This window comes from Bradyrhizobium huanghuaihaiense, assembly GCF_025200885.1.
Taxonomy (GTDB): domain Bacteria; phylum Pseudomonadota; class Alphaproteobacteria; order Rhizobiales; family Xanthobacteraceae; genus Bradyrhizobium; species Bradyrhizobium huanghuaihaiense.
In genome coordinates, this window is the sequence record NZ_CP104172.1 from 7168330 (window position 1) to 7190057 (window position 21728).

General features: G+C 65.4%; 18 protein-coding genes. 8 read left to right on the forward strand and 10 right to left on the reverse strand.

Going from position 1 to position 21728, the window contains the following annotated elements; translation table 11 throughout:
- Positions 1 to 70 precede the first annotated feature (70 nt).
- From N2603_RS33870 to N2603_RS33880, 3 genes are all read right to left on the reverse strand, one after another.
- Positions 71 to 955, reverse strand: coding sequence for a 4-(cytidine 5'-diphospho)-2-C-methyl-D-erythritol kinase (locus N2603_RS33870; RefSeq protein WP_260385542.1), 885 nt, complete (start codon positions 953 to 955; stop codon positions 71 to 73).
- An 86-nt stretch (positions 956 to 1041) separates the two neighbouring features.
- A complete protein-coding gene (locus N2603_RS33875; RefSeq protein WP_260385543.1) occupies positions 1042 to 2838 on the reverse strand; it encodes a tetratricopeptide repeat protein in 1797 nt (598 codons plus the stop codon).
- A gap of 311 nt (positions 2839 to 3149) precedes the next feature.
- Positions 3150 to 4811, reverse strand: a complete 1662-nt coding sequence (locus N2603_RS33880; RefSeq protein ID WP_260385544.1) for an electron transfer flavoprotein-ubiquinone oxidoreductase — start codon at positions 4809 to 4811, stop codon at positions 3150 to 3152.
- A gap of 235 nt (positions 4812 to 5046) precedes the next feature.
- Between N2603_RS33880 and N2603_RS33885 the strand changes: the two genes are divergently transcribed.
- Complete coding sequence (locus N2603_RS33885; protein WP_260385545.1) at positions 5047 to 5850, forward strand: uracil-DNA glycosylase; 804 nt, start codon at positions 5047 to 5049, stop codon at positions 5848 to 5850.
- Positions 5851 to 5974: 124 nt separating this feature from the next.
- On the opposite strand, the gene N2603_RS33890 is transcribed toward N2603_RS33885, so the two are convergent.
- The 4 genes from N2603_RS33890 to N2603_RS33905 form a co-directional block, all read right to left on the reverse strand.
- Positions 5975 to 7483 carry a glycosyltransferase family 39 protein gene (locus N2603_RS33890; RefSeq protein ID WP_260385546.1) on the reverse strand — a complete coding sequence of 503 codons (1509 nt, stop codon included), beginning with the start codon at positions 7481 to 7483 and terminating at the stop codon, positions 5975 to 5977.
- Positions 7484 to 7582: 99 nt separating this feature from the next.
- Positions 7583 to 8431, reverse strand: a complete 849-nt coding sequence (locus N2603_RS33895; protein ID WP_260385547.1) for a ribonuclease HII — start codon at positions 8429 to 8431, stop codon at positions 7583 to 7585.
- Positions 8432 to 8508: 77 nt separating this feature from the next.
- On the reverse strand, positions 8509 to 8964 hold the full coding sequence (locus tag N2603_RS33900) for a VOC family protein (RefSeq protein WP_260385548.1): 456 nt from the start codon (positions 8962 to 8964) through the stop codon (positions 8509 to 8511).
- Between the two features lie 39 nt (positions 8965 to 9003).
- The gene (locus N2603_RS33905; RefSeq protein WP_018648804.1) at positions 9004 to 10167 is read right to left on the reverse strand and encodes a PA0069 family radical SAM protein; all 1164 of its coding nucleotides are present in this window, start codon (positions 10165 to 10167) and stop codon (positions 9004 to 9006) included.
- Positions 10168 to 10378: 211 nt separating this feature from the next.
- Here N2603_RS33905 and N2603_RS33910 point away from each other — a divergent pair, with 211 nt between their 5' ends.
- Positions 10379 to 12766: a phosphoketolase family protein gene (locus N2603_RS33910; RefSeq protein WP_260385549.1), complete on the forward strand. Its 2388-nt coding sequence runs from the start codon at positions 10379 to 10381 to the stop codon at positions 12764 to 12766.
- Between the two features lie 4 nt (positions 12767 to 12770).
- Positions 12771 to 13955 (forward strand): acetate/propionate family kinase, encoded by a 1185-nt coding sequence (locus N2603_RS33915; RefSeq protein WP_260385550.1) that lies wholly within the window; start codon positions 12771 to 12773, stop codon positions 13953 to 13955.
- A 206-nt stretch (positions 13956 to 14161) separates the two neighbouring features.
- On the opposite strand, the gene N2603_RS33920 is transcribed toward N2603_RS33915, so the two are convergent.
- On the reverse strand, positions 14162 to 15001 hold the full coding sequence (locus tag N2603_RS33920; protein WP_260385551.1) for an RMD1 family protein: 840 nt from the start codon (positions 14999 to 15001) through the stop codon (positions 14162 to 14164).
- Between the two features lie 329 nt (positions 15002 to 15330).
- Between N2603_RS33920 and N2603_RS33925 the strand changes: the two genes are divergently transcribed.
- Positions 15331 to 15906 carry a glycosyltransferase family protein gene (locus N2603_RS33925; protein WP_260385552.1) on the forward strand — a complete coding sequence of 192 codons (576 nt, stop codon included), beginning with the start codon at positions 15331 to 15333 and terminating at the stop codon, positions 15904 to 15906.
- A 75-nt stretch (positions 15907 to 15981) separates the two neighbouring features.
- Complete coding sequence (locus N2603_RS33930; protein WP_145832010.1) at positions 15982 to 16911, forward strand: bifunctional helix-turn-helix transcriptional regulator/GNAT family N-acetyltransferase; 930 nt, start codon at positions 15982 to 15984, stop codon at positions 16909 to 16911.
- A 236-nt stretch (positions 16912 to 17147) separates the two neighbouring features.
- On the opposite strand, the gene moaB is transcribed toward N2603_RS33930, so the two are convergent.
- Together moaB and ypfJ are read right to left on the reverse strand one after the other, a co-directional pair.
- Complete coding sequence (gene moaB, locus N2603_RS33935) at positions 17148 to 17711, reverse strand: molybdenum cofactor biosynthesis protein B (protein ID WP_260385553.1); 564 nt, start codon at positions 17709 to 17711, stop codon at positions 17148 to 17150.
- Positions 17712 to 17870: 159 nt separating this feature from the next.
- Entirely contained in the window at positions 17871 to 18821 is a 951-nt protein-coding gene (gene ypfJ / locus N2603_RS33940) for a KPN_02809 family neutral zinc metallopeptidase (RefSeq protein ID WP_260385554.1), read from the reverse strand.
- Positions 18822 to 19236: 415 nt separating this feature from the next.
- Here ypfJ and N2603_RS33945 point away from each other — a divergent pair, with 415 nt between their 5' ends.
- From N2603_RS33945 to N2603_RS33955, 3 genes are all read left to right on the forward strand, one after another.
- Complete coding sequence (locus tag N2603_RS33945) at positions 19237 to 20367, forward strand: site-specific DNA-methyltransferase (RefSeq protein ID WP_018648812.1); 1131 nt, start codon at positions 19237 to 19239, stop codon at positions 20365 to 20367.
- A gap of 175 nt (positions 20368 to 20542) precedes the next feature.
- Positions 20543 to 20869, forward strand: coding sequence for a hypothetical protein (locus N2603_RS33950; RefSeq protein WP_260385555.1), 327 nt, complete (start codon positions 20543 to 20545; stop codon positions 20867 to 20869).
- Between the two features lie 132 nt (positions 20870 to 21001).
- Positions 21002 to 21688, forward strand: a complete 687-nt coding sequence (locus N2603_RS33955) for a glutathione S-transferase family protein (protein WP_260385556.1) — start codon at positions 21002 to 21004, stop codon at positions 21686 to 21688.
- Positions 21689 to 21728 lie beyond the last annotated feature (40 nt).

The window sequence follows — 21728 nt, forward strand, 5'->3', positions numbered from 1 at the left end:
TATCTGAAAGATGGTGGGCACGGCGCTTCGCGCCTTTGCTCACCCTACAGCAGCCTCGTCGAGGAAAGACCTAGCTCAACGTCCCCGCATGCACCCACCAGCCGGGGTGATCGCGCCGGATCTTTTCGGCGGCGGCATGTGCGTCGGTGGGCGCACCATAGATCGCAAAGCACGTCGCGCCGGAGCCGGACATGCGGGCGAGCTTGACGCCGGCGGAATCGCGCAAGGACTCCAGCACCTCACCGATCACCGGCTCGATCCGCAGCGCGGGCGCCTCGAGATCGTTGGCGACGGTTTCGAGAACCTCGACCCAGTCGGAAATGGAGCCGCCCTCCTCCGGCCAGGCCGGCGCTTCGAGAACCGAGGTGGCGCCAACCAGAAGCTCACCGTTGCGCAGGCCAAGCGCCTGGAACACGTCCTTGGTGGCAACAGGCACGCGCGGATTGACCATCACGCAGGGCATGCTCGGCAACGCCAGCGGCAGCAGCTGCTCGCCGACGCCGGTCATGTCGCAGGCGCGCGAGAGCAGGCACACCGGCACGTCGGCGCCGGTCGCGAGCGCAACCTTCTGCAAACGGGGATCGTCGAGCGACAGATTGTTGAGGCGCGCCAGGAGACGTAGCGCCGCCGCGGCATCGGCCGAGCCGCCGCCGATGCCGGCGGCCACAGGAAGCACCTTGTCGAGCGCGAAGGCGCCGAGCTTCAGGCCCGGCACGGCCTCGGCCAGAAGCTTGGCCGCCTTGAACACGAGATTGTCCGATGTCTCGCCGCAGGCTGCAGCCAGCGGCCCGGTGGTCGTGAGCTTCAGCTCGCCGCCCGGCTCCAGCGTGAGCCGGTCGGCGCAATCGGCGAACGCGACCACACTTTCGAGATCATGATAGCCGTCCGCACGACGGCCAACGACGCGAAGGCTCAAATTGACCTTCGCCCGCCCTTCTTCAATCAGCGCCGACATCGGCGATCAGCCCCCAAATGACTCACGTGTTTGCGCATGATCTGATCGGAAAACCGCTACACACTTTTCCGGATCATGCGCGTAGATCAGCCGCCCTTGCCGTCGTCCTTCTTCTTCTCGGCCTGCGCCGCGGAAGAGTTGGAATTGTCGTCGGTCAGACCGTTGGCGATCTTGGCCTCGATCTTCGGAAGCTCATCCGGTTCGGGCTTGAGATCGCGCGCGTGCGACCACTGGAATTTGGCTTCCAGGGTGCGGCCGACGCGCCAATAGGCGTCGCCAAGGTGATCGTTGATGGTGGGATCCTCGGGCTTGAGGTCGATCGCGCGCTCGAGGTTCTTCACCGCCTCTTCGTAGTTGCCGATGCGGTAATAGGCCCAGCCGAGGGAATCGACGATGTAGCCGTCGTCGGGACGCTGCTCGACGGCGCGCTTGATCATCTTCATGCCCTCGTCGAGGTTCACGCCCTGGTCGATCCAGGAATAGCCGAGATAGTTGAGGACATGTGGCTGGTCGGGCTGCAGCTCGAGCGCCTTCTTCATATCGGCTTCGGCCTTGGCCCACTGCTTGGAGCGCTCCTCGCAGATGCCGCGATAATAGTACCAGACGCTGTTGGCCTTCTCGTTGCCGGGCGTCAGCACCTCGATGCCCTGCGAATAGGTCGCGCCGCAGTCGCCGAACTTCTTGCGGCCGCGCTCGATATTGCCGAGCGCCATGATGGCTTCGATATCCTTGGCATCCTCCGTCGTGACGCCCTTGAGGATCTTGATCGCCTCGTCGGTGCGGTCGGCCGAATCGAGGTCGATGGCAAGCTGGATCTGCGCGTTGCGCTTCAGCGGCGAGGTCGCGGGCACGCGCTCATAGACCTTGATCGCCATCTGCGGCCGCTTCACCGACTCATAAAGATCGGCAAGCGAGAGCAGCGCCAGCGGATGGCTGGGCTGCAGGTAGAGCGCGAGCTGGAGGTAGACCAGCGCCAGATCCTCGCCGCCGCGACGGGTCAGCGTGGCGCCGATGCCGTAGAGCGCTTCGGCGGCGCCGGCCTGCGCGGAATCGGCCAGCGGCGGCAGCTTCTTGCCGGCCTTGGTGTCGCGCAAACCTTCCACGATGAGCGGATGGCGGGCGAGCTTCTTGTCGAAGGCCTGGTAGACATTGGTCGCCGCAGCCGAATCCTTGTTGCGCGACAGCCAGCGCGCATAGGCCTCGGTGACGCGCAGCATGGAATCGTCGAGCTTGTAGGCGCGCTCGAAGCGGGTGCCGGCATCCTTCTCCTTGCCGGAGAGCTCCAGGATCATGCCGGCATGCAGGTCCTTGAACAGCGGATACCATTCGGGACCCGCGAGCTTGTCGATGGTGGCAACGCCGCCCTTGGCATCGCCGGCGCCATAAGCGGCCCAGCCCGACAGCAGCGTGGCGACGAGATCGGTGATCGGGCCGCGGATCGACTGGTTGATGTTGCTCTGCGCGGTCGCGTACTTCTTGAACTTCAGATCATGCACGCCGACGACCAGACGCGCGACGCGGTTGGTCTTGTCGATCGTGAGGATGCGCTCGGCGAGCTTGACCGCCTCGTCGATGTCACCGTCGGCGACCGACGAGATGAAGGCGCGGTCGAGCAGCTCGTTGTTCTTGGGATCGGTGCGAAGCGCCGAGCGGTAGAACGCTGCCGCCGAAGCCGCGTCGCGTTCGACACTGGCGTGGCGGGCGGCAAGATAGCTGCCGGCGCCGGTGAGCGACTTCAGATCGTTTCTGGTCGGAAACTGCGCCGCTGTATCGGCCGGGTGATCCGGCGTCTGCGCCAGGACCGCGCCGGGGACCGTCGCGATCGCTGTGCCCATGAGGGCGATGGCGGCAACAGTCCAGCGGTTGAAACGATTTGAGAACATCAGGGCTCGCCTTGAGTTGGTAGTGCCTGGGTTTGCAGCAGAAGGCCGTCTCGCATGCGAACGCGGCCAGTGGCATCGGGACCCGGAACCGTCGGGTCGGACAATGCCGCTTTTGGCGGTTCACCGCAAGGATTCGGACCGGGCGATCCCCTCCGCACGCCCCAAATCGGCCTACTGACCGGTCAAGACCGCCCCAAGACGCTGCTACTATGGCCTTATCGTGGCCGCGACAGGTGGCCGCGGCCCGGTTCTCACGCGAACGTGCGCCAGATCACGCTTTGTGACGTCGTCCGCTCTGGCTGATCGCGTTTTTACATCGCCTCGTAGTTCGGACCGCCGCCGCCCTCCGGCGGAACCCAGGTGATGTTACCGTTGGGGTCCTTCACGTCACAGGTTTTGCAGTGGACGCAGTTCTGGGCGTTGATCTGGAAGCGCGGGCTCGCCCCCTCCTCGACCCACTCATAGACGCCGGCCGGGCAATAGCGATTCGAGGGACCGGCGAACACGTCGTGCTCGGACGTCTTCTGCAGGTTCATGTCCGTGACCTTGAGATGGACCGGCTGGTCCTCCTCGTGATTGGTGTTGGAGAGGAACACCGAGGACAGCTTGTCGAAGGAGATCTTTCCGTCCGGCTTCGGATAGTTCTTGGGCGCGTGGCTTTTGGCCGGATCGAGCGTCGCGCGATCGGGCTTGGAATGCGATTGCGTGCCGAACAGCGAGGTGCCGAAAAGCGTGTTGCACCACATGTCGAAGCCGCCGAGCGCGACGCCGAGCACGGTGCCGAACTTCGACCACAGCGGCTTGACGTTGCGGACCAGGAACAGATCCTTGCCGACCGACGAGGAGCGCCAGGCGTTCTCGTATTCGACGAGCTCGTCATTGGCGCGATCGGCGGCGAGCGCCGCGGCGACATGCTCGGCAGCCAGCATGCCGGTACCCATCGCATTGTGCACGCCCTTGATGCGCGGCACGTTGACGAAGCCCGCGGCACAACCGATCAGCGCGCCGCCGGGAAAACTCAGCTTCGGCACCGACTGATAGCCGCCCTCGGTGATGGCGCGCGCGCCATAGGCGAGCCGCTTGGCACCCTCGAAGGTGCCGCGGATCGAGGGATGGGTCTTGAAGCGCTGGAATTCGTCGAACGGCGACAGATAGGGATCGTCGTAATTGAGATGCACGACGAAGCCGACGGCGACGAGGTTGTCGTCGTAATGATAGAGGAACGAGCCGCCGCCGGTCTTCAGATCGAGCGGCCAGCCGAACGAATGCTGGATCAGACCCTTCTGATGCTTGGCGGGATCGATCTGCCAGACTTCCTTGAGCCCGATGCCGAACTTCGGCGGCTCGCTCTTGGCATCGAGCGCGAACTTGTTGATGAGCTGCTTGGTCAGGCTGCCGCGGGCGCCTTCGGCGAACAACGTGTACTTGCCGAGCAATTCCATGCCGCGAGTGAAGGAGTCCTTCGGCTTGCCGTCGCGGCCGATACCCATGTCGCCGGTGGCGATGCCCTTGACCTTGCCCTCCTCGTCATAGAGCACCTCGGCCGCGGCAAAGCCCGGATAGATCTCGACGCCGAGCGCTTCCGCTTTCCGCGCCAGCCAGCGGCAGACATTGCCGAGCGAGCCGATATAGCAGTGATGGTTGTCCATCAGCGGCGGCATCATGAAGTTCGGCAGCTTGATCGCGCCGCCGCCGGTCATCCAGTAGAAGCGGTCGTCCTTCACCTGCGTCTTCAGCGGGCAGTCGGTATCCTCACGCCAGTCCGGAATGAGCTTGTCGAGCCCGGCCGGATCGATCACCGCGCCCGAGAGAATATGTGCGCCGACCTCGGAGCCCTTCTCCACCACGACGACGTTGAGATAGGCGTTGAGCTGCTTCAGCCGGATCGCGGCCGACAGGCCCGAGGGGCCGGCGCCGACGATGACGACGTCGAATTCCATGGATTCGCGCGGGGGAAGTTCTTCGGTGCTCATCTGATCTCAGCCCTTGAGATGGTCCTCGGTCGTTTGCGCCCTCTTGTTTCCGATTTTTCCGGGTAGGACAACCTCGGAATCGCGTTCCGCCGGGATGCAAGGCCGTCCAAACGGGCCTCCCCGGCCCCGGTACCCAGAACCGGGGAGGTCCCGATCATTTTTTGACGCGTTTTCTTCACGCGAACCGGTGTCCACTTCGCTTGAAAACGCTATGCTATAAAAGTCAGACTTTCCCATGATCCCCGAACCCGCACCCACCGTCCGAGAGCTGCTTGCCTTCTATCTGGAGGCCGGAGTCGACTGCGCGCTGGCGGAGGAACCGATAGACCGCCTGGCGGAAATCGATGCGCCACCGCCGGCCCCGCGCGCGGCGCCAGTCGAGGCGCCCCGTCCGGTCGCCGCGCCCGCGGTGATGCGCGGCGAGGCCGCCCCTGCACCCGACGTCGCCATCGCTTCGGCGCGCGAGGCTGCGCGCACCGCGCCGACCCTGGAAGCGCTGCGCGAGCTGATGCAGAATTTCGAGGGCTGCGCGCTCAAGCACACGGCGACGCGGCTGGTGTTCGCCGACGGCAATCCGCAGGCGCGCATCATGTTCGTCGGCGAGGCGCCGGGCCGCGACGAGGATATCGAGGGACTGCCCTTCGTCGGGCGCAGCGGCAAGCTGCTCGATCTCATGATCGGGGCGATCGGGCTCAACCGCACCACCGCCTACATTGCCAACGTCATTCCCTGGCGGCCGCCGGGCAACCGCACGCCGACGCCGCAGGAGACGCAAATCTGCCTGCCCTTCATCCAGCGCCAGATCGAGCTGGTGAACCCGGATGTGCTGGTGACGCTCGGCAATCCCTCGACGCAGACGCTGCTGGCGACGCGCGAGGGCATCATGCGCACCCGCGGGCGCTGGTTCGAGTACGAGACGGGCCAGCGCACCATCCGCGCGCTGCCGACCTTCCATCCGGCCTATCTGCTGCGCTCGCCGTCCTACAAACGCCTGGCCTGGCAGGACCTGCGGGCGATCGCGAAGGTGCTGGCGGGGTAGTGAGGGGCAGAACGCTCTCTCCCCGTCATTGCGAGCGCAGCGAAGCAATCCAGAATCTTTCCGGAGAGGGACTCTGGATTGCTTCGTCGCAAGGGCTCCTCGCAATGACGGCGGAGAGAGCGCCTCACGTCCCCTTCGGCCGCACGATGGCCCAACCGATGCGCAGCAGCTGCTGCCGGCCGGTCACGAGCCATTCGAAGGCACGCGGCACTTCCGGCACGATGCCGGGGAAGCGCTTGAGAATTTCGGGCGGGGGGGTGCCGGCGGTGTCGGAGGCGCGCCAGACCACGACGCCGCCGGTCTCGGCGAATCTGGCCTGATTGATCCACGGCGTACGCGCCGGGTCGGCATCGATGAAGAGATGCGGCCGGCCGGAATGCAGCGTGATCAGGCTGGCGAGCTGGGTTTCGCCGGCAACCGCGCGCAGGCGATGGTTGGTGCGGCGGGCAAAGCTCTCGTCGAAGAAATCCGAGATCGCGCGCGCCGGCATCGAGGTCGTAATCTCATTGGCGCCGGTCCAGGGCAGAAACAGCACGGCGAGCACCACGCCGGCGGCGGGGGCGACGACGGCGGCAGCCCAGACCATGCGCAGCATTCGCGCACGGCGCATCGCGATGAGGTCGCCGGCCGCGACCACCACGGCAAGCCCCGACATGACCAGCACGACGCCCGCACCGCCGACGACGGAGTCGAGCCCGAGCAGGCCTGAGATCAGCACCGCGCCGAGCGCCGGCGCCAGCGCGAAGAAATAGACGAAGTTGCGCGCGAGCGGCTCGACCGGCGGCCGGTAGATGATCGGCGCCTCCTCGCCCTTGGCGACGAACAGGCGGGTGTTGAGGAAGGTCAGCGCCGGGATCGCGGCCGCCCCGAGCACGAGCCCGCCGAGTAGCCAGGCCGCGTGGATCGCGCGGGTGCTCAGCTCGGTAAGCTGCGGCAGGGCCGGCAGCACCAGCGTCTCGGCGCGGATCAGCCAGACCGCATAGGGCAGCGCCAGCACGGCGACGACGATCAGAGCGAACAGCGGGTCGAGCGCGCGCAGCGTGCGGCGGCCGCCGGCGGTTGCGAGCGCAAAGATGACGAGCAGGGCGAGAAGGAAGATCGCCGCAGGCGTCGTCAGCAGCAGCAGACCCGCCTCGATCGACCAGGCGAACCAGGCATTGCCGCGGCGCTGGCCGATGATCAGCCAGGAGTGCAGCAGCAGCAGCGCCCAGAGCGGGCGGGCCAGCACGAGCGGGCCGAAATCGAGCGCGGGCGAGGAGAAGGCCAGCACCGTCATGGTCAGGAGTACGGCGAGCACCGCCTGCTGCGAACCGACCACGGCGCGGGAGAGATGGTAGAGCGCGATGAAGGTCGCGATCTCACAGAGTTGGGCAAGGACATAGACGCCGAACATGTGGCCGCCGGCGAGGCGATAGGCGATGTCGGCGAGCCAGACCGGCAAGGGCGGGCCGAGATCGGTGCCGACCCGGTATTCCCTGCCGAACGCCAGCAGCGTCGCCAGGGAGCCAGGCGGGCTGCGGTAAAACACCAAGGCCACGAACAGCCACATCGCGGCTTGCAGCAGCACGGCGATCCACACGATCAGCCGCGGCCGGGCGCGAATGAGCTCGATGACCAGGGAGGTAAACCGCATGCAACGTCCGAAAGATGCAGCCAACCCGTCCAGCCGGCCCTATTCGCTCACGTATACTTTGATAAGGGGCGTCACGCTTTGTGGCAACGACCGTCTGCCCTAGAGGCCGGCAGAAGCATCAATTTCAACGCCCGCATCCGCCTGCACCTCGACCTCGGTGACCTCGAACAGATCCCGCACCGGCTCCACGGTCCAGGGCATGTGCTTGGCCCGCGCCGCCGCAACCGGGGCGAAGAAGCTGCGGTGATGGACGGTGGGGCCGAGGCGGTCGAGCGCATCGAGGTGCTCGGGGACGGCGTAGCCCTTGTGCTGCTCGAAACCGTAGCCCGGGCAGTCCTGCGCCAGCGCGCACATCAGCCGGTCGCGCGTCACCTTGGCGACGATCGAGGCCGCCGCGATCGACAGCACGATGCCGTCGCCGCCGATCACGGCCTCGCAGTCGCAAGTCGTGTCGAGGCGGTCGCGGCCGTCGACGAAGACATGGCGGGGCGCCTCGGGTAACGCCACCACAGCGCGCTTCAGCGCCCATAGCGAGGCGCGCAGGATGTTGTCGCGGTCGATTCGCGCGCGTGAGGCGACGACCACCGAGACCTGCGCAGTGGCGCAGATCTTGTCGAACAGTCTTTCGCACTCCTCGGCGGTCAGGCGCTTGGAATCGTCGATGCCGCGCGGAATGCGGTCGGGGTCGAGAATCACCGCGGCCGCCACCACGGGTCCCGCCAGCGGTCCGCGGCCGGCCTCGTCGCAGCCCGCAACCGGCCAGACGCCACGCTTGATCAGCGCGCGCTCGCGGCGAAAGCTCGGCGGCGCAATCGCGATGATGCCTTTCTTGCCGGCGGGAGCTTTGACGTCGGAAAGCTTGGCGGCCTTGGCAGGCGCTGCCTTCTTCGCAGCATCCTCTTTCGGCACGCCCTTGGCCGGCTTCCTGGCGGACTTGTCTCGAATCATGGCCGGGATCGTGCGCAAGCGGCCTCGCCGGCGCAACCGGGAACCCCGGATAATTCCCGTTATTCAGGTCGGCCGCCCTACTCCGCCAGATGCACCCGCCGGTCCTCGCCGACCTCGATGCCGGGCGCCACCACGGCCTCCCAGGCATGACCGTCCGGATCGGCGAAATAGCCGCGATAGCCGCCATAATCGGTCTCGCACGCAGGCCTGAGCAGTCTTGCTCCCTTGCCGACGGCGAAAGCCAGCACCGCATCGACCTCCTCGCGCGTGCGGCAGTTCCAGGCGAGCGTGGTGCCGCGGAAGGTCGTTGGTCTCGGCTCATCTGGCAGGGATGCGTCCGCTGCGAGCAGGTCCCAGGGAAACAGCGCGAGCACCGGACCGCCCGTGTCGTAGAACGCGACCGCCTCGCCGGTTGCCTTCAGCCGGCGCGAAAAGCCGAGCGCGTCGTAGAAGACGATACTGGCACGGATGTCGCTGACGCCGAGCGTGATGACGGTGAGTCGCGGGATCGGAGCCGGAACTTCCTTGCTCATGGGACGCCTCTTCCACTTTCCCGATCAGAACTTGCCCGGTCAGAACAGGCTGAGCTGCTCGCCGTTCCGCTTCGGCCGCGCGAAGTGATCCGTGGTCAGCTTGGAGCGGCGTTTGTTGAGGGCGAGCCTGTCGCAGGCTATCTCGAAGCGGCGGCCGATGGTCCAGGCCATCGGTCCGGTGCCCTTCATCCGCTCGCCCCATTTCGCATCGTAGTCGCGGCCGCCGCGCATGTCGCGGATCAGCGTGAAGACGTGGCGGTAGCGGTCCGGATAGTTCGCCATCAGCCATTCGCGGAAGAGATCGCGCACCTCCAGCGGCAGCCGCAGCAGCACGTAGGAAGCTTCCTTGACGCCGGCATGGGCGGCGGCATCGAGAATGCGCTCGATCTCGGCATCGTTCAGCGCGGGAATGACCGGCGCAACCATCACGGTGGTGGGAATGCCGGCCTCCGAGAGCTGCTTCAGCGCCTCCAGCCGCTTCGGCGGCGTCGAGGCGCGCGGCTCCATGGTACGTGCCAGCTTGGGATCGAGCGAGGTGACCGATATCGCGACCTTGGCGAGGTTGCGCTTGGCCATGCGCTGGAGAATGTCGATGTCGCGCACGACCAGCGCCGACTTGGTGACGATGCCGACGGGATGCCCGGCGCGCTCCAGCACCTCCAAAATGCCGCGCATGATTTTGCGCTCGCGCTCGATCGGCTGGTAGGGATCGGTGTTGGTGCCGATCGCAATCATCCGCGGCTCGTAGCCGGGGGCGGCGAGCTCCTTTTCCAGCAGCGCCGGCGCCTCGGGCTTCACGAACAGTTTCGACTCGAAGTCGAGCCCCGGCGACAGGCCGAGATAGGCATGGGTCGGCCGCGCGAAGCAATAGACACAGCCATGCTCGCAGCCGCGATACGGATTGATGGAGCGATCGAAACCGATATCGGGGGAGTCGTTGCGGGTGATCACCTTGCGTGAGGCGTCCACCGCCACCGTCGTCTTGAACGGCGGCAAATCCTCAAGGCTCTGCCAGCCGTCGTCGAAGGCGACGCGCGCCTCGGCCTCATAGCGGCCGCTGGCGTTGGACTGGGCACCCCGACCTCGCCTGCGCTGGCGGTCGATGGCGACCGCCAGCTCAGGAAAGTCGGAAGGCGCACCCGCCGGCTCGGAGGGCGCCGTGACCGGCGGGTGCTTGAGAGCAGAAGAAGATGCTGGACTCATGCAGCCAAGATAGCACGCCAAAGGAACAAATCAAGAACACAAACAAAAAACAGGAAAACAACCCCATGCACAGTAGAGCTGCCCCAAACTTCGCGCCCCCTCCTTTGACCTCTCGCAACACCGGCGTCGCGGCCATCCCGTTTCATGACCGACGGATCGATCGCGCCGGAACCGGGTTGGTGACGATCGCTGTGTGAAGGTCGGCAGGAACATGACAATCCAGCAAAAAACGGCCGCCGCGAGCGGCGACCTCGATCTCCTCGATCGCTATTGGCGCGCTGCCAACTACCTCTCGGTCGGCCAGATCTATCTGCTCGACAACCCCCTGCTGCGCGAGCCCTTGCGGCCCGAGCACATCAAGCCGCGTCTGCTCGGACATTGGGGCACGACGCCCGGCTTGAACTTCATCTATGCCCATCTCAACCGCGTCATCCGCGCGCTCGATCTCAACGTTCTCTATGTCTGCGGCCCCGGCCATGGCGGTCCGGGCATGGTCGCCAACACCTATCTCGAAGGCAGCTACAGCGAGATCTATCCCGATATCGCGCGCAATGCGGACGGATTGCGCAAGCTGTTCAGGCAGTTCTCCTTCCCCGGCGGCATTCCGAGCCACGCCGCCCCTGAGACCCCCGGCTCGATCCACGAGGGCGGCGAGCTCGGCTATGCGCTGGTGCACGCCTATGGCGCGGCGTTCGACAATCCTGATTTGGTCGTCGCCTGCGTCGTCGGGGACGGTGAAGCCGAAACCGGTCCGCTCGCGGCGTCCTGGCACTCCAACAAGTTCCTGAGCCCTGCCCATGACGGCGCAGTGCTGCCGATCCTGCATCTCAACGGCTACAAGATCGCCAACCCGACCGTGCTTGGACGGATGCCCGACAGCGAGATCCGCGATCTGTTCCGCGGGCTCGGCCACGAGCCGCTGTTCGTCGAGGGTGGCGATCCCAAACTGATGCACCAGGCCATGGCGGACGCGCTCGACGTCGCATTCGCCAGCATCCGCTCGATCCAGCAACACGCTCGCGACGGACGCAAGACGGTCGAGCGTCCGCGCTGGCCGATGATCGTGCTGCGCAGCCCGAAGGGCTGGACGGGTCCGAAGGAGGTCGACGGCAAGAAGGTCGAAGATTTTTGGCGCGCGCATCAGGTGCCCGTTGCGGGCTGCCGCGAGAATCCGGCGCATCTGAAGATCCTTGAAGACTGGATGCGCAGCTACGAGCCGGACAAACTGTTCGACGCGAGCGGCGCGCTCGTCCCCGAACTGCAGGCGCTCGCCCCTGAAGGTAACAGGCGCATGGGCGCCAATCCGCATGCCAATGGCGGTCTCCTCAAGAAGGAGCTGAAGCTGCCGGACTTCCGCAGCTTTGCCGTGGACGTGCCGCAGCCTGGCGGCGTCGTTGGAGAAGCGACGCGCGAGCTCGGCAAATTCCTGCGCGACGTCATTCGCCTGAACGCGCAAGAGCGCAACTTCCGCATCATGGGCCCGGACGAGACCGCATCAAACCGGCTGGATGCGGTCTTCGAGGCGACCGAACGCGTCTGGATGGAGCCGACCGAACCTTACGACGTGCATCTCGCGCAGGACGGGCGCGTGATGGAGGTGTTGAGCGAGCATCTCTGCCAGGGCTGGCTCGAGGGCTACCTGCTGACCGGACGCCACGGCTTCTTCTCCTGCTACGAGGCCTTCATCCACATCGTGGATTCCATGTTCAACCAGCACGCCAAATGGCTGAAGGTGACGCGGCATCTGCCGTGGCGGCGGCCGATCGCCTCGCTGAACTACCTCTTGACCTCGCATGTGTGGCGCCAGGATCACAACGGCTTCAGCCATCAGGATCCCGGCTTCGTCGATCTCGTCGCCAACAAGAAGGCCGACATCGTCCGCATCTATTTTCCGCCGGATGCCAATACGCTGCTGTGGATCGCCGACCACTGCCTGCGCACCTACAACCGCATCAACGTCATCGTCGCCGGCAAGCAACCGGGGCCGCAATGGCTGTCGATGCAGGAGGCCGCGACGCATTGCGATGCCGGCATCGGCATCTGGACCTGGGCCGGCAACGAGGGCACGAACACCGAGCCCGACGTGGTGATGGCCTGCGCCGGCGACGTGCCGACGCTGGAGACGCTCGCCGCCGTCGATCTCCTGCGCAAGGCGCTGCCCGATCTGAAGATCCGCGTCGTCAACGTCGTCGACCTCATGACGCTGCAGCCCAGGGAGCAGCATCCGCACGGCCTGTCCAACCGCGACTTCGACAGCCTGTTCACGCGCGACAAGCCCGTCATCTTCGCCTACCACGGCTATCCCTACCTGATCCACCGTCTCACCTATAACCGCACCAACCATGCCGGCCTGCATGTGCGCGGCTTTGCCGAGGAAGGCACCACGACGACGCCGTTCGACATGGTCGTGCTCAACGAGCTCGACCGCTATCACCTCGCCATCGAGGCGATCGAACGCGTGCCTGATCTGGCGACCAGGGCCGCGCAGGTGAAGCAGCAATTCCGCGACAGGCTGATCGAGCATTCGCGTTATGTGCGCGAGCACGGCGAGGACATGCCCGAGGTCCGCGACTGGGTCTGGCCGGTCAAGGCGGGGTGACGTCATGCCGGCGCCCGAGGCGGTTCTGGTCCTCAATTCGGGCTCGTCGAGCATCAAGTTCGGCCTGTTCGATATCGCGGCCGAGCCGGTCCTGCTCTGCAAGGGCCTGCTCGACGAGCACGAGGACAACCCGCGGCTCGTCGTGAGAGACGCCGCAGGCAATACCCTGTTCGACAAGCAGCGAGCAGGCGCGGATGCCGACGGCGGTCATCTGTTCGCCGAGGTGCTCGCCTTCATCGAGGACCGGTTCGGCCAAGGCAGCTTGCGCGCGGTCGGTCACCGCATCGTTCATGGCGGTCCGAATTATTCGGGTCCGCTCGTCCTGACGGACGACGTCACCGCGAAGCTGGAGGCGTTGACGCCGCTGGCGCCGCTGCACCAGCCGCGGTGCCTTGCGCCGGTCCATGCCGTCTCGGCGATCCGGCCCGCGCTGATACAGATCGCCTGTTTCGACACCGGCTTTCACCACGGCCTGAAGCCGCCGGCGAGCCGCTTCGCCATTCCCGGGCGTTTCGAGGCGCGCGGCATCAGGCGCTACGGCTTTCACGGCCTGTCCTTCGAATATGTCGCGGGCCGTCTTGCCGAGATCGCGCCGGAGCTTGCGGCCAAACGCACCGTCATCGCGCATCTCGGTAACGGAGCAAGCCTGTGTGCTCTTCACGACGGCCGCAGCGTCGACACCACGATGGGACTGACGCCGCTCGATGGCCTCGTGATGGGCACGCGCTGCGGCACGATCGATCCCGGCGTGCTGCTCTATCTGCAACAACACGAGGGGATGTCGGTCGAGGAGGTCCAGCACCTGCTCTATCACCAGTCCGGCCTGCTCGGCGTCTCCGGCCTCTCGGCGGACGTGCGCACGCTGCTCGCGAGCCGCAGGCCAGCGGCGCGCGAGGCGATCGATCTCTTCGTCCTTCGTGCGGCGCAGGCGATCGCGGCGATGGCGACCACGCTTGGCGGGCTCGACTGCCTCGTGTTCACCGGCGGCATCGGTGAGCATGCCAGCGAGGTCCGCGGCGCGATCGGCGAGCATCTCGGCTGGCTCGGCGTGCGTGTCGATGCAGCGGCGAATGCCGAAGCGCGCGAGCGGATCAACGCTGGCGACAGTGCTATCGATGTGCTCGTCATTCCGACGAATGAGGAACTGACGATCGCGCGGCATTGTGCGACGGTGCTGAGAGCTAAATGAGATATGCGGCGGCGGCTCTTCCCTTCTCCCCTTGTGAGAAGGTGGCGCGAAGCGCCGGATGAGGGATCCCTCACCGCGCACTTATTTGCAAATGAGTCTGCGGAGAGATACCCCTCACCCGAGTGAGCCCGCGTCCACCAGTGGTGCTGCCCTCTCCCACAAGGGGGAGAGGGCACAGCAACGCGCAGCTCGCTCGGAGCTAGCTCTCAATGCGTCCCTGACAGGATCTGGACGCAGCCGATCACGACCTCGATCACGATCAGCACCACCACCGCGATCTCGAGGCGAAGCGAGCGCTGGGTGTCGATGATGTCGGTCAGCGCGTTGGCGGTCTCGGAGACGGCGGTGAGCTTGCGCTCGAGCGTGTCGAGGCGCTCCTTCAGTTCGTACTCGTCCTCGAGGCGGGCATAGAGCCGGTCGAGCTCGGGCTTCTCCCAGAGCACGTCGGGCTTCTCGGCCACCGCAACGCGGCCGGCGACGCGCTGCTGGACGAGAAGCGCGTTGCCGATCAGTTGCAAAATGCCCTTGCGGCGGCGCGGCGTGCGGCCGTACTCGGCGAGCTCGCGCGCGAACGGCTCGATCACGTCGAACACCGCGGCGACCCGCCGCTCGTCGCGGGCCAGCGAGGTGCTTTTGGCGAGCGCGTCCGCGACCAGAAGCAGCCGGTCGTCGGAGAATTTGGAGAGGCAGATCGGCCCGCCCGGCTGGATCGCCTCGCTGTTTTCATCCTTGCACAACTGCGCCTGCGCGATCTCCTCCTCGTAGGGGCTGAACTCGCCGATCACGCGCGACTTCAGGCTGTCGATCAGCACCTTCTCCTCCGAAGGCAAGAGGCCGATCAGCACCACGACGCCGTAGCGAAAGATCACCGCGAGGCCGGCGTGAACGCGGAAGGCGGCGGGCGTCGATGACACCAGCGTGCCGATCTCGAGGCCGGACGCATTGATGCGGTCCCCCAGCATCAGCGCCCGGATCCGCAAGCTCGGCGCGGCGTCCGGCCTGGGCGATGTTGTCGGCGCGCTAACGGCGAGTTGATCGGCGTTCATGCAAGGCCCTCGTCAGCACCGTGGATTGCAGGCTTCCCATTCCCCGGTGTCGGTCCGCTCGCATCCTCCGCATGCAGGATTGCGGTGGCCTGCATGCCGCACAAGGATCGCAGCGAAACTCGGGGATAATACCGTCACCGCGAATTCGCGCCGAAATATTCGGCAACATTGCCACCCCGCAGGAGACATATTTGGATGCGATGGCTCTGGCAGTTTACCATCGAACGGCGAAGCCCCGTCGAAAAGTTGCACTCGGCAATGCCGCGTGTTTATGACAATATCATAACGAATTGCGCTTCTCCCGAAGCGCCGACACTGAAGCCTCAATCATGCTGAGCGTCATCATTCCGACCGAAGGCGTCGAGCAGACGACGGTCGCAACCCTGGCCGCGCTGGTCCCCGGTGCCGCCGCCGGCATCATCCGGGAAGTCCTGCTGGTCGACGGCACCCGCAACGGCGTCATCGAGCGCGTTGCCGACGTCGCAGGCTGCCGTTTCGTCGGCATCGAGGGGGCCTCGCAGGGCGCGGCGCTCGCCGCCGGCGCGCTTCAGGCTCGTTCGCCCTGGCTGATGTTCCTCCCCGCAGGCGCGGTGCTGGAAACCGGCTGGATCGAGGAGACCACCCAATTCATCCAGAGCGTCGCAACCAGCGGCCGGGACCGGGCGGCGGTGTTCCGCTATGCACGTACACCTTACGCCGATACCGGGTTGCGCGACGTCCTTCGGGCCGTGGCACGCAAGCTGGTCGGTCCGTTCGGCGATCAGGGCCTTTTGATCGCGCGTGATCATTACGACCGGATCGGCGGCTATCCGCCCCAGGCCCGCCGTTCCGAGGCACGGCTGCTGCGGCGGCTCGGCCGCTCGTCCCGGACCATGCTGCGCAGCCGGATCGTCATGGTCGGCTGAGGCCAGTTGCTCCGCGCCCTTGATACTTGCCAAAGTCAAATAATTATTTGACAATGGCAAGTATCGAGGTGAGCCATGTCATTCAACGGTACCGAAGACCCCATCGCGGCGGTCCGCGCCTTCAACCGCTTCTATACCCGCAAGCTCGGCGTGCTCGACCAGCACCTTGGCAAAACCCCGTTTTCGCTCAGCGAGGCCCGAGTGCTCTACGAGCTCGCGCATCGCGACGACCTTGCGGCAAAGGAGATCGGAATCGAGCTTGGTCTCGACCCCGGCTATCTCAGCCGCATCGTCCAGAGCTTTGACGAAAAGGGGCTGATCACGCGCAAGCCCCTGCCCGCAGATCGCCGGCAATACCAGCTCAGCCTGACCGCCAAGGGCCGGCAGACATTCGCCAAGCTGAACCTGAGCTCGCAAAACGAGGTTGCCGCAATGCTGGCCCAGCTTTCAGCCGACGATGCAACGCAGCTCACGCAGGCCATGGCGACGATCGAGGCCGTGCTGGAGCAACGGCGAAGCCGGCCCGCTTCCGTCGTGCTGCGCAGCCACCGCGTCGGCGACATGGGCTGGGTCATCTCCCGGCAGGGCGCCGCCTATGCCGCTGACTACAACTGGGACATCAGCTACGAGGCGCTGGTCGCCGAGATCTGTGCGCAGTTCATCAGGAACTACGACGCCGCGCGCGAGCACTGCTGGATCGCCGAAGTCGGTGGCGAGCCGGTCGGCTCGATCTTTCTGGTCAAGGCCACCGACGAGATCGCCAAGCTCCGCCTGTTGCAGGTGGAGAAGAAAGCACGCGGACTCGGTGTCGGCCGCGCGCTGGTCGAGCAATGCATCCAGGGCGCCCGCGAGAGGGGCTACAGCAAGATGACGCTGTGGACGCAGAGCATCCTGGTCGCCGCGCGCGGCATCTACAAAAGCACCGGCTTCAAGCTGGTGAAGGAAGAGAAGCACCACAGTTTTGGTGCCGATCTCGTCGGCGAGACGTGGGAGCGGGATCTCTAGCTGCGCGACGCCGTCAGACACAACCTCGCTTGGGTGAGGGGTATCTCTCCGCGAGCCTGATATCGTAGGGTGGGCAAAGGCGCGTCAGCGCCGTGCCCACCAATCCAGCGTTACGGTAAAATTGGTGGGCACGCTTCCGCCTTCGCTCTTCGAGCTACGGCGGACAAGTCGCTTTGCCCACCCTACGATACCTTATGCCTGGCTTACGAATGATGCCCGCGCACCAGCGCGCGTAGCTACACCGTCGCGCCCTGCGCCTTCGGCCTCCGCAGGTGCTCGTCCAGCCTTGGCATGATCTCGACGAAATTGCAGGGGCGCGTGCGGTAGTCGAGCTGGGCGGCCAAGATGCCGTCCCAGCCGTCGCGGCAGGCACCGGGCGAGCCCGGCAGGCAGAAGATGTAGGTCGCGCCCGCAACGCCCGCGGTGGCGCGGCTCTGGATCGTCGAGGTCCCGATCTTGGCGTGGCTCAGCATGTGGAACGCAATCGAGAAACCGTCCATGCGCTTCTCGAACAGCGGCTCGATCGCTTCCGGCGTGACGTCGCGGCCGGTGAAGCCGGTGCCGCCGGTGGTGATGACGACGTCGACGCCGCTATCGGCAATCCAGCGACGGATCACGGCGCGGATCGCCTCGACATCGTCGGTGACGATCTCGCGCGCGGCGAGATGATGACCGGCGGCAGTGAGGCGATCGGCCAGCGTCTGGCCGGACTTGTCATCCGCAAGCGCGCGCGTGTCGGACACGGTGAGCACCGCGATGTTGAGGGGGATGAACTGTTTGGATTCGTCGATCGAGGCCATTGCGCTTTCCTCTCGTGTCCCGGACGCGGTGCAGCGCCTCAGCGCTGCTCCGCAGAGCCGGGACCCATTTCAGAGGCTTGGGAGACCGGCATTGTGGGCCCCGGCTCTGCAGCGCACCGCTGAAGAGCGCTGCGCTGCGTCCGGGGCACAAACTCGTGCCTACAACGCACCGCCGCCGAAGGTGTTGCAGGCCTGCACCGTGCCCTGCTGGTAGCCGGTCATGAACCACTGCTTGCGCTGCGCGGCCGAGCCGTGGGTGAAGGAGTCGGGCACGACGCGGCCCGTGGCCTGGCGCTGCAGCGTGTCGTCGCCGATGGCGCTCGCCGTGGTCAGCGCGGCGTCGATGTCGCCTGCTTCCAGGAAGTTCGGACGCTTCTTCGCCTCGCGGTTGACCCAGACGCCGGAGAGACAATCCGCCTGCAGCTCGACCTTGACCTGGAGCGCATTCGCTTCGGCCTTGCTGCCGGCCTGCTGCTGCAGCCGCGTCACGCGCGGAATGATGCCGAGCAGATTCTGGATGTGGTGGCCGGCCTCATGCGCGATGATGTAGGCGGTGGTGAAATTGCACGCCGACTTGCCGGAGCAGCCGCGGAAGCGGGTCTCGACCTCACGGAAGAAGGCGGTGTCGAGGAAGATGGTGCGATCCGGCGGGCAATAGAACGGGCCCATCGCCGACTGCGCCATGCCGCAGCGGCCGCCATTGGTGGCATTGCGGAACAGCACGACCTTCGGACCGGTATAGTTCTGGCCGCTGGCCTGGAAGATCTCGCTCCAGCGATCGTCGATCTCGCCGAGGACGCCGGCGATCATGCTGCCCACCTCGTCGGTCGGCGCGCCGCGCTTGGCCGAGGTCGAGGACGACTGGCGATCGGTCTGGTAGCTCGGCGCCTGGCCGCCGCCGGTGAGGATCTCGGCGCCGCCGATCAGGATGCGCGGGTCGATGCCGAAGGCATAGCCGATCAGGCCGAGCACGATGATGGTGCCGATGCCGAGCCCGCCGCCGCCCATCGGCAGGCCGAAGCCGCCGCCTCCGCCGCCGCCAAATCCACCGCCACCCTCGTCGCGACGATCCTCGACATCGTCGCTGCGGCGGAAATCATCGTAGCGCATGGCGGGCTTTCCCTTAAATCCTCGATTGGCATCATTTGGGCGCAGAAGCGCGAAAGCTCAACGCGCCACATACGTAAAATTTCCGTTGCCTTTATCAATATCGCGCTCGGCAAAAATTGCCTAGTGCGACAGCATGCGCCTGCCAGCAATTTTTTCCGAGGAACGTGCAATTTTTTCCGAGAGAAATTTGCAGTCTTTCTGGCGCCGTGGCCGCTCCCGCAACGCGAAGAACCGCGAAATACGCTGTAAAACACGGCGAATGCAAACAGACGACGGCACGCGACGCACGACGCGCGGCCTGCTCACAAAAGCAGCGGGTTAAGTCGATTTTTACTTTGCCGCTTCAATGTAACGGTCAGTCGGTTGTTTGGTCCCGCGTCGCCGACAGCGTCGCCTGAGTCAGAGTTCTTGAGTCATGGTAGAGTCGCGTCGCGGGGCGTCTGCAAGGGCGCCCCGCACAAACTTTGAGTCTCCGTCGCATCGTATCATCCTCGGCGATTGCGTCGCCGAGATGTCGAAGCTTCAGGCAGGCAGCGTCGATCTGGTGTTCGCAGATCCGCCCTACAATCTTCAGCTCAAGGGCGATCTCAAGCGCCCCGACGAATCCCATGTCGACGCCGTCAACGACGACTGGGACAAGTTCGATTCATTCTCCGCCTACGACGATTTCACCCGCGCCTGGCTGCTTGCCGCGCGCCGCGCGATGAAGCCGTCGGCGACGATCTGGGTGATCGGCTCCTATCACAACATCTTCCGCGTCGGCGCGATCATGCAGGACCTCGGCTTCTGGCTCCTGAACGACATCGTCTGGCGCAAGACCAATCCGATGCCGAATTTCCGCGGCCGCCGCTTCACCAACGCGCACGAAACCATGATCTGGGCCGCGCGCGACGAAAAGGCCAAGGGTTACACGTTCAACTACGAAGCGCTGAAGGCCGCCAACGAGGACGTGCAGGCACGTTCCGACTGGCTGATCCCGCTCTGCACCGGCGAGGAGCGCCTCAAGGGCGCCGACGGCAAGAAAGTGCATCCGACGCAGAAGCCGGAAGGCCTGCTCGCGCGCGTGCTGCTGTCCTCGTCCAAGCCCGGCGACCTCGTGATCGACCCCTTCAACGGAACCGGCACCACCGGCGCCGTCGCCAAGCGCCTCGGCCGCTCCTATATCGGCTTCGAGCGCGACAAGACCTATGCGAAAGCGGCAGAAGCCCGCATCGCGGCGGTCGAGCCGCTGCCGGAAGAAAGTCTCGCGCCGTTCATGACCGCACGCGAAGCCCCGCGCGTCGCGTTCTCGGAGCTGATCGAGCGCGGCATGATCATGCCCGGCACGAAACTGTTCGACGCCAAGAAAAAGCTCGGCGCGCTGGTCCGTGCCGACGGCGCCATCATGCTCGGCGACAAGGTCGGCTCGATCCACCGCATCGGTGCCGTTGCGCAAGGCGCACAGGCCTGCAACGGCTGGACCTTCTGGCATGTCGAGACCAAGAAAGGTCTCAAGCTGATCGACGAGCTCCGCGCGGAGATCCGCGCCGGCATGGCGGCGGAGTAATTTTCCTCCGCTCTCGTAGGGTGGGCAAAGGCGCCCTTGCGCCGTGCCCACCATCTCTCCCGGGGATACAGATTTGGTGGGCACGCTTCGCTTTGCCCACCCTACGGCGTCTTGAATGACGCGATAGCCAGGACTAAATTCGCCCAATCAGCCCCGTCCTGACCGGTTGGGCCCCATGCGACGACAGTCCGAGACATTGCTGCTGGTGCCGCTGCTGCCGATCTTCCTGCTCGGCATGTTTCCGATGTTCCTGATCGCCCTGCTCGGGTTTTTCGGCCTCGCGCTGTTCGGCGTGCTCGTGGTCTGCGTCGGGCTCGCCAGCAGCAACGAGGCGCACGACAATTTCAATCACGACGTCATCGTCCACGGCTATGCGCGGGGATCGGAGCGCGCGGCGCGCGCCTCCGACATGCATCTCGCAGCAAAGCTCGGGCTGCGCCTGGAAGCGGTCGGCGCGGCGATGATCCTTACGGCGGCGATCGGCCTTTGTTACGCCGGCTGATCTGCGTGGCGCGCAGATACCGCCCGGCAAACTCGCCGGTTGCTCTCTCCGACGCGGTTCAGGCAAGAGAGGGGCACCAGCGGCAATGACGCCGCGCTCGCGCTCGGCCAACGAACACTGGGGAGATGATGGATGCTCAAATTCTATTTCAACGGCTCGCCGAATCCGACCAAGGTGGCGCTTTATCTCGAAGAGTCCGGCCTGCCTTTCGAGCCGGTGAAGATCGACACCCGCAAGGGCGAGCAGTTCACGCCGGAATTCCTCAAGATCAATCCGAACGGCAAGGTGCCGGCGATCGACGATGGCGGCACCATCGTGTTCGACTCGAACGCCATCCTGCTCTATCTCGCCGAGAAGACCGGCAAGTTCCTGCCCGCCGCGTCGTGGCGCGGCGAGACGCTGTCATGGTTGATGTTCATCGCCACCGGTGTCGGGCCGTATTCGGGCCAGGCCGTGCACTTCAAGCATTTCGCGCCGAAGGACCAGAACCACGACTACGCCCATAACCGCTACCAGTACGAGACCGATCGCCACTACAAGATTCTCGACGGCCACCTCAAAGGCCGCAGCTACATGGTCGGCGACAGCTATTCGATCGTCGACATGGCGCTGTGGGGCTGGGCGCGGATGGTGCCGTTCAAGCTCGGCGACGACGCCTTTGCGCGCTACCCGAACGTGAAGCGGCTGGTGGACGAGATCTCGGCGCGGCCGGCGGCCGTACGCGCGATCGCGTTGAAGGACAAGTTCACCTTCAAGGCCGAGATGGACGACGAGGCGCGCGCCAACATGTTCAAGCACATGACGACCAAGGTCGCCTGATCACACCTCGCCGCGATTTGAAGGCCACGCGCATGCGCGT

Excerpts from the sequence above, each read along its gene's own strand:
- N2603_RS33945 (WP_018648812.1), top strand. The coding sequence starts at position 19,237 with ATGGTAGAGTCGCGTCGCGGGGCGTCTGCAAGGGCGCCCCGCACAAAC.
- N2603_RS33930 (WP_145832010.1), top strand. The coding sequence starts at position 15,982 with ATGTCATTCAACGGTACCGAAGACCCCATCGCGGCGGTCCGCGCCTTC.
- N2603_RS33955 (WP_260385556.1), top strand. The coding sequence starts at position 21,002 with ATGCTCAAATTCTATTTCAACGGCTCGCCGAATCCGACCAAGGTGGCG.
- ypfJ (WP_260385554.1), bottom strand. The coding sequence starts at position 18,821 with ATGCGCTACGATGATTTCCGCCGCAGCGACGATGTCGAGGATCGTCGC.
- N2603_RS33875 (WP_260385543.1), bottom strand. The coding sequence starts at position 2,838 with ATGTTCTCAAATCGTTTCAACCGCTGGACTGTTGCCGCCATCGCCCTC.
- N2603_RS33880 (WP_260385544.1), bottom strand. The coding sequence starts at position 4,811 with ATGAGCACCGAAGAACTTCCCCCGCGCGAATCCATGGAATTCGACGTC.
- N2603_RS33920 (WP_260385551.1), bottom strand. The coding sequence starts at position 15,001 with ATGAACGCCGATCAACTCGCCGTTAGCGCGCCGACAACATCGCCCAGG.
- N2603_RS33950 (WP_260385555.1), top strand. The coding sequence starts at position 20,543 with ATGCGACGACAGTCCGAGACATTGCTGCTGGTGCCGCTGCTGCCGATC.
- N2603_RS33890 (WP_260385546.1), bottom strand. The coding sequence starts at position 7,483 with ATGCGGTTTACCTCCCTGGTCATCGAGCTCATTCGCGCCCGGCCGCGG.
- moaB (WP_260385553.1), bottom strand. The coding sequence starts at position 17,711 with ATGGCCTCGATCGACGAATCCAAACAGTTCATCCCCCTCAACATCGCG.
- N2603_RS33915 (WP_260385550.1), top strand. The coding sequence starts at position 12,771 with ATGCCGGCGCCCGAGGCGGTTCTGGTCCTCAATTCGGGCTCGTCGAGC.
- N2603_RS33910 (WP_260385549.1), top strand. The coding sequence starts at position 10,379 with ATGACAATCCAGCAAAAAACGGCCGCCGCGAGCGGCGACCTCGATCTC.
- N2603_RS33900 (WP_260385548.1), bottom strand. The coding sequence starts at position 8,964 with ATGAGCAAGGAAGTTCCGGCTCCGATCCCGCGACTCACCGTCATCACG.
- N2603_RS33895 (WP_260385547.1), bottom strand. The coding sequence starts at position 8,431 with ATGATTCGAGACAAGTCCGCCAGGAAGCCGGCCAAGGGCGTGCCGAAA.
- N2603_RS33905 (WP_018648804.1), bottom strand. The coding sequence starts at position 10,167 with ATGAGTCCAGCATCTTCTTCTGCTCTCAAGCACCCGCCGGTCACGGCG.
- N2603_RS33870 (WP_260385542.1), bottom strand. The coding sequence starts at position 955 with ATGTCGGCGCTGATTGAAGAAGGGCGGGCGAAGGTCAATTTGAGCCTT.
- N2603_RS33885 (WP_260385545.1), top strand. The coding sequence starts at position 5,047 with ATGATCCCCGAACCCGCACCCACCGTCCGAGAGCTGCTTGCCTTCTAT.
- N2603_RS33925 (WP_260385552.1), top strand. The coding sequence starts at position 15,331 with ATGCTGAGCGTCATCATTCCGACCGAAGGCGTCGAGCAGACGACGGTC.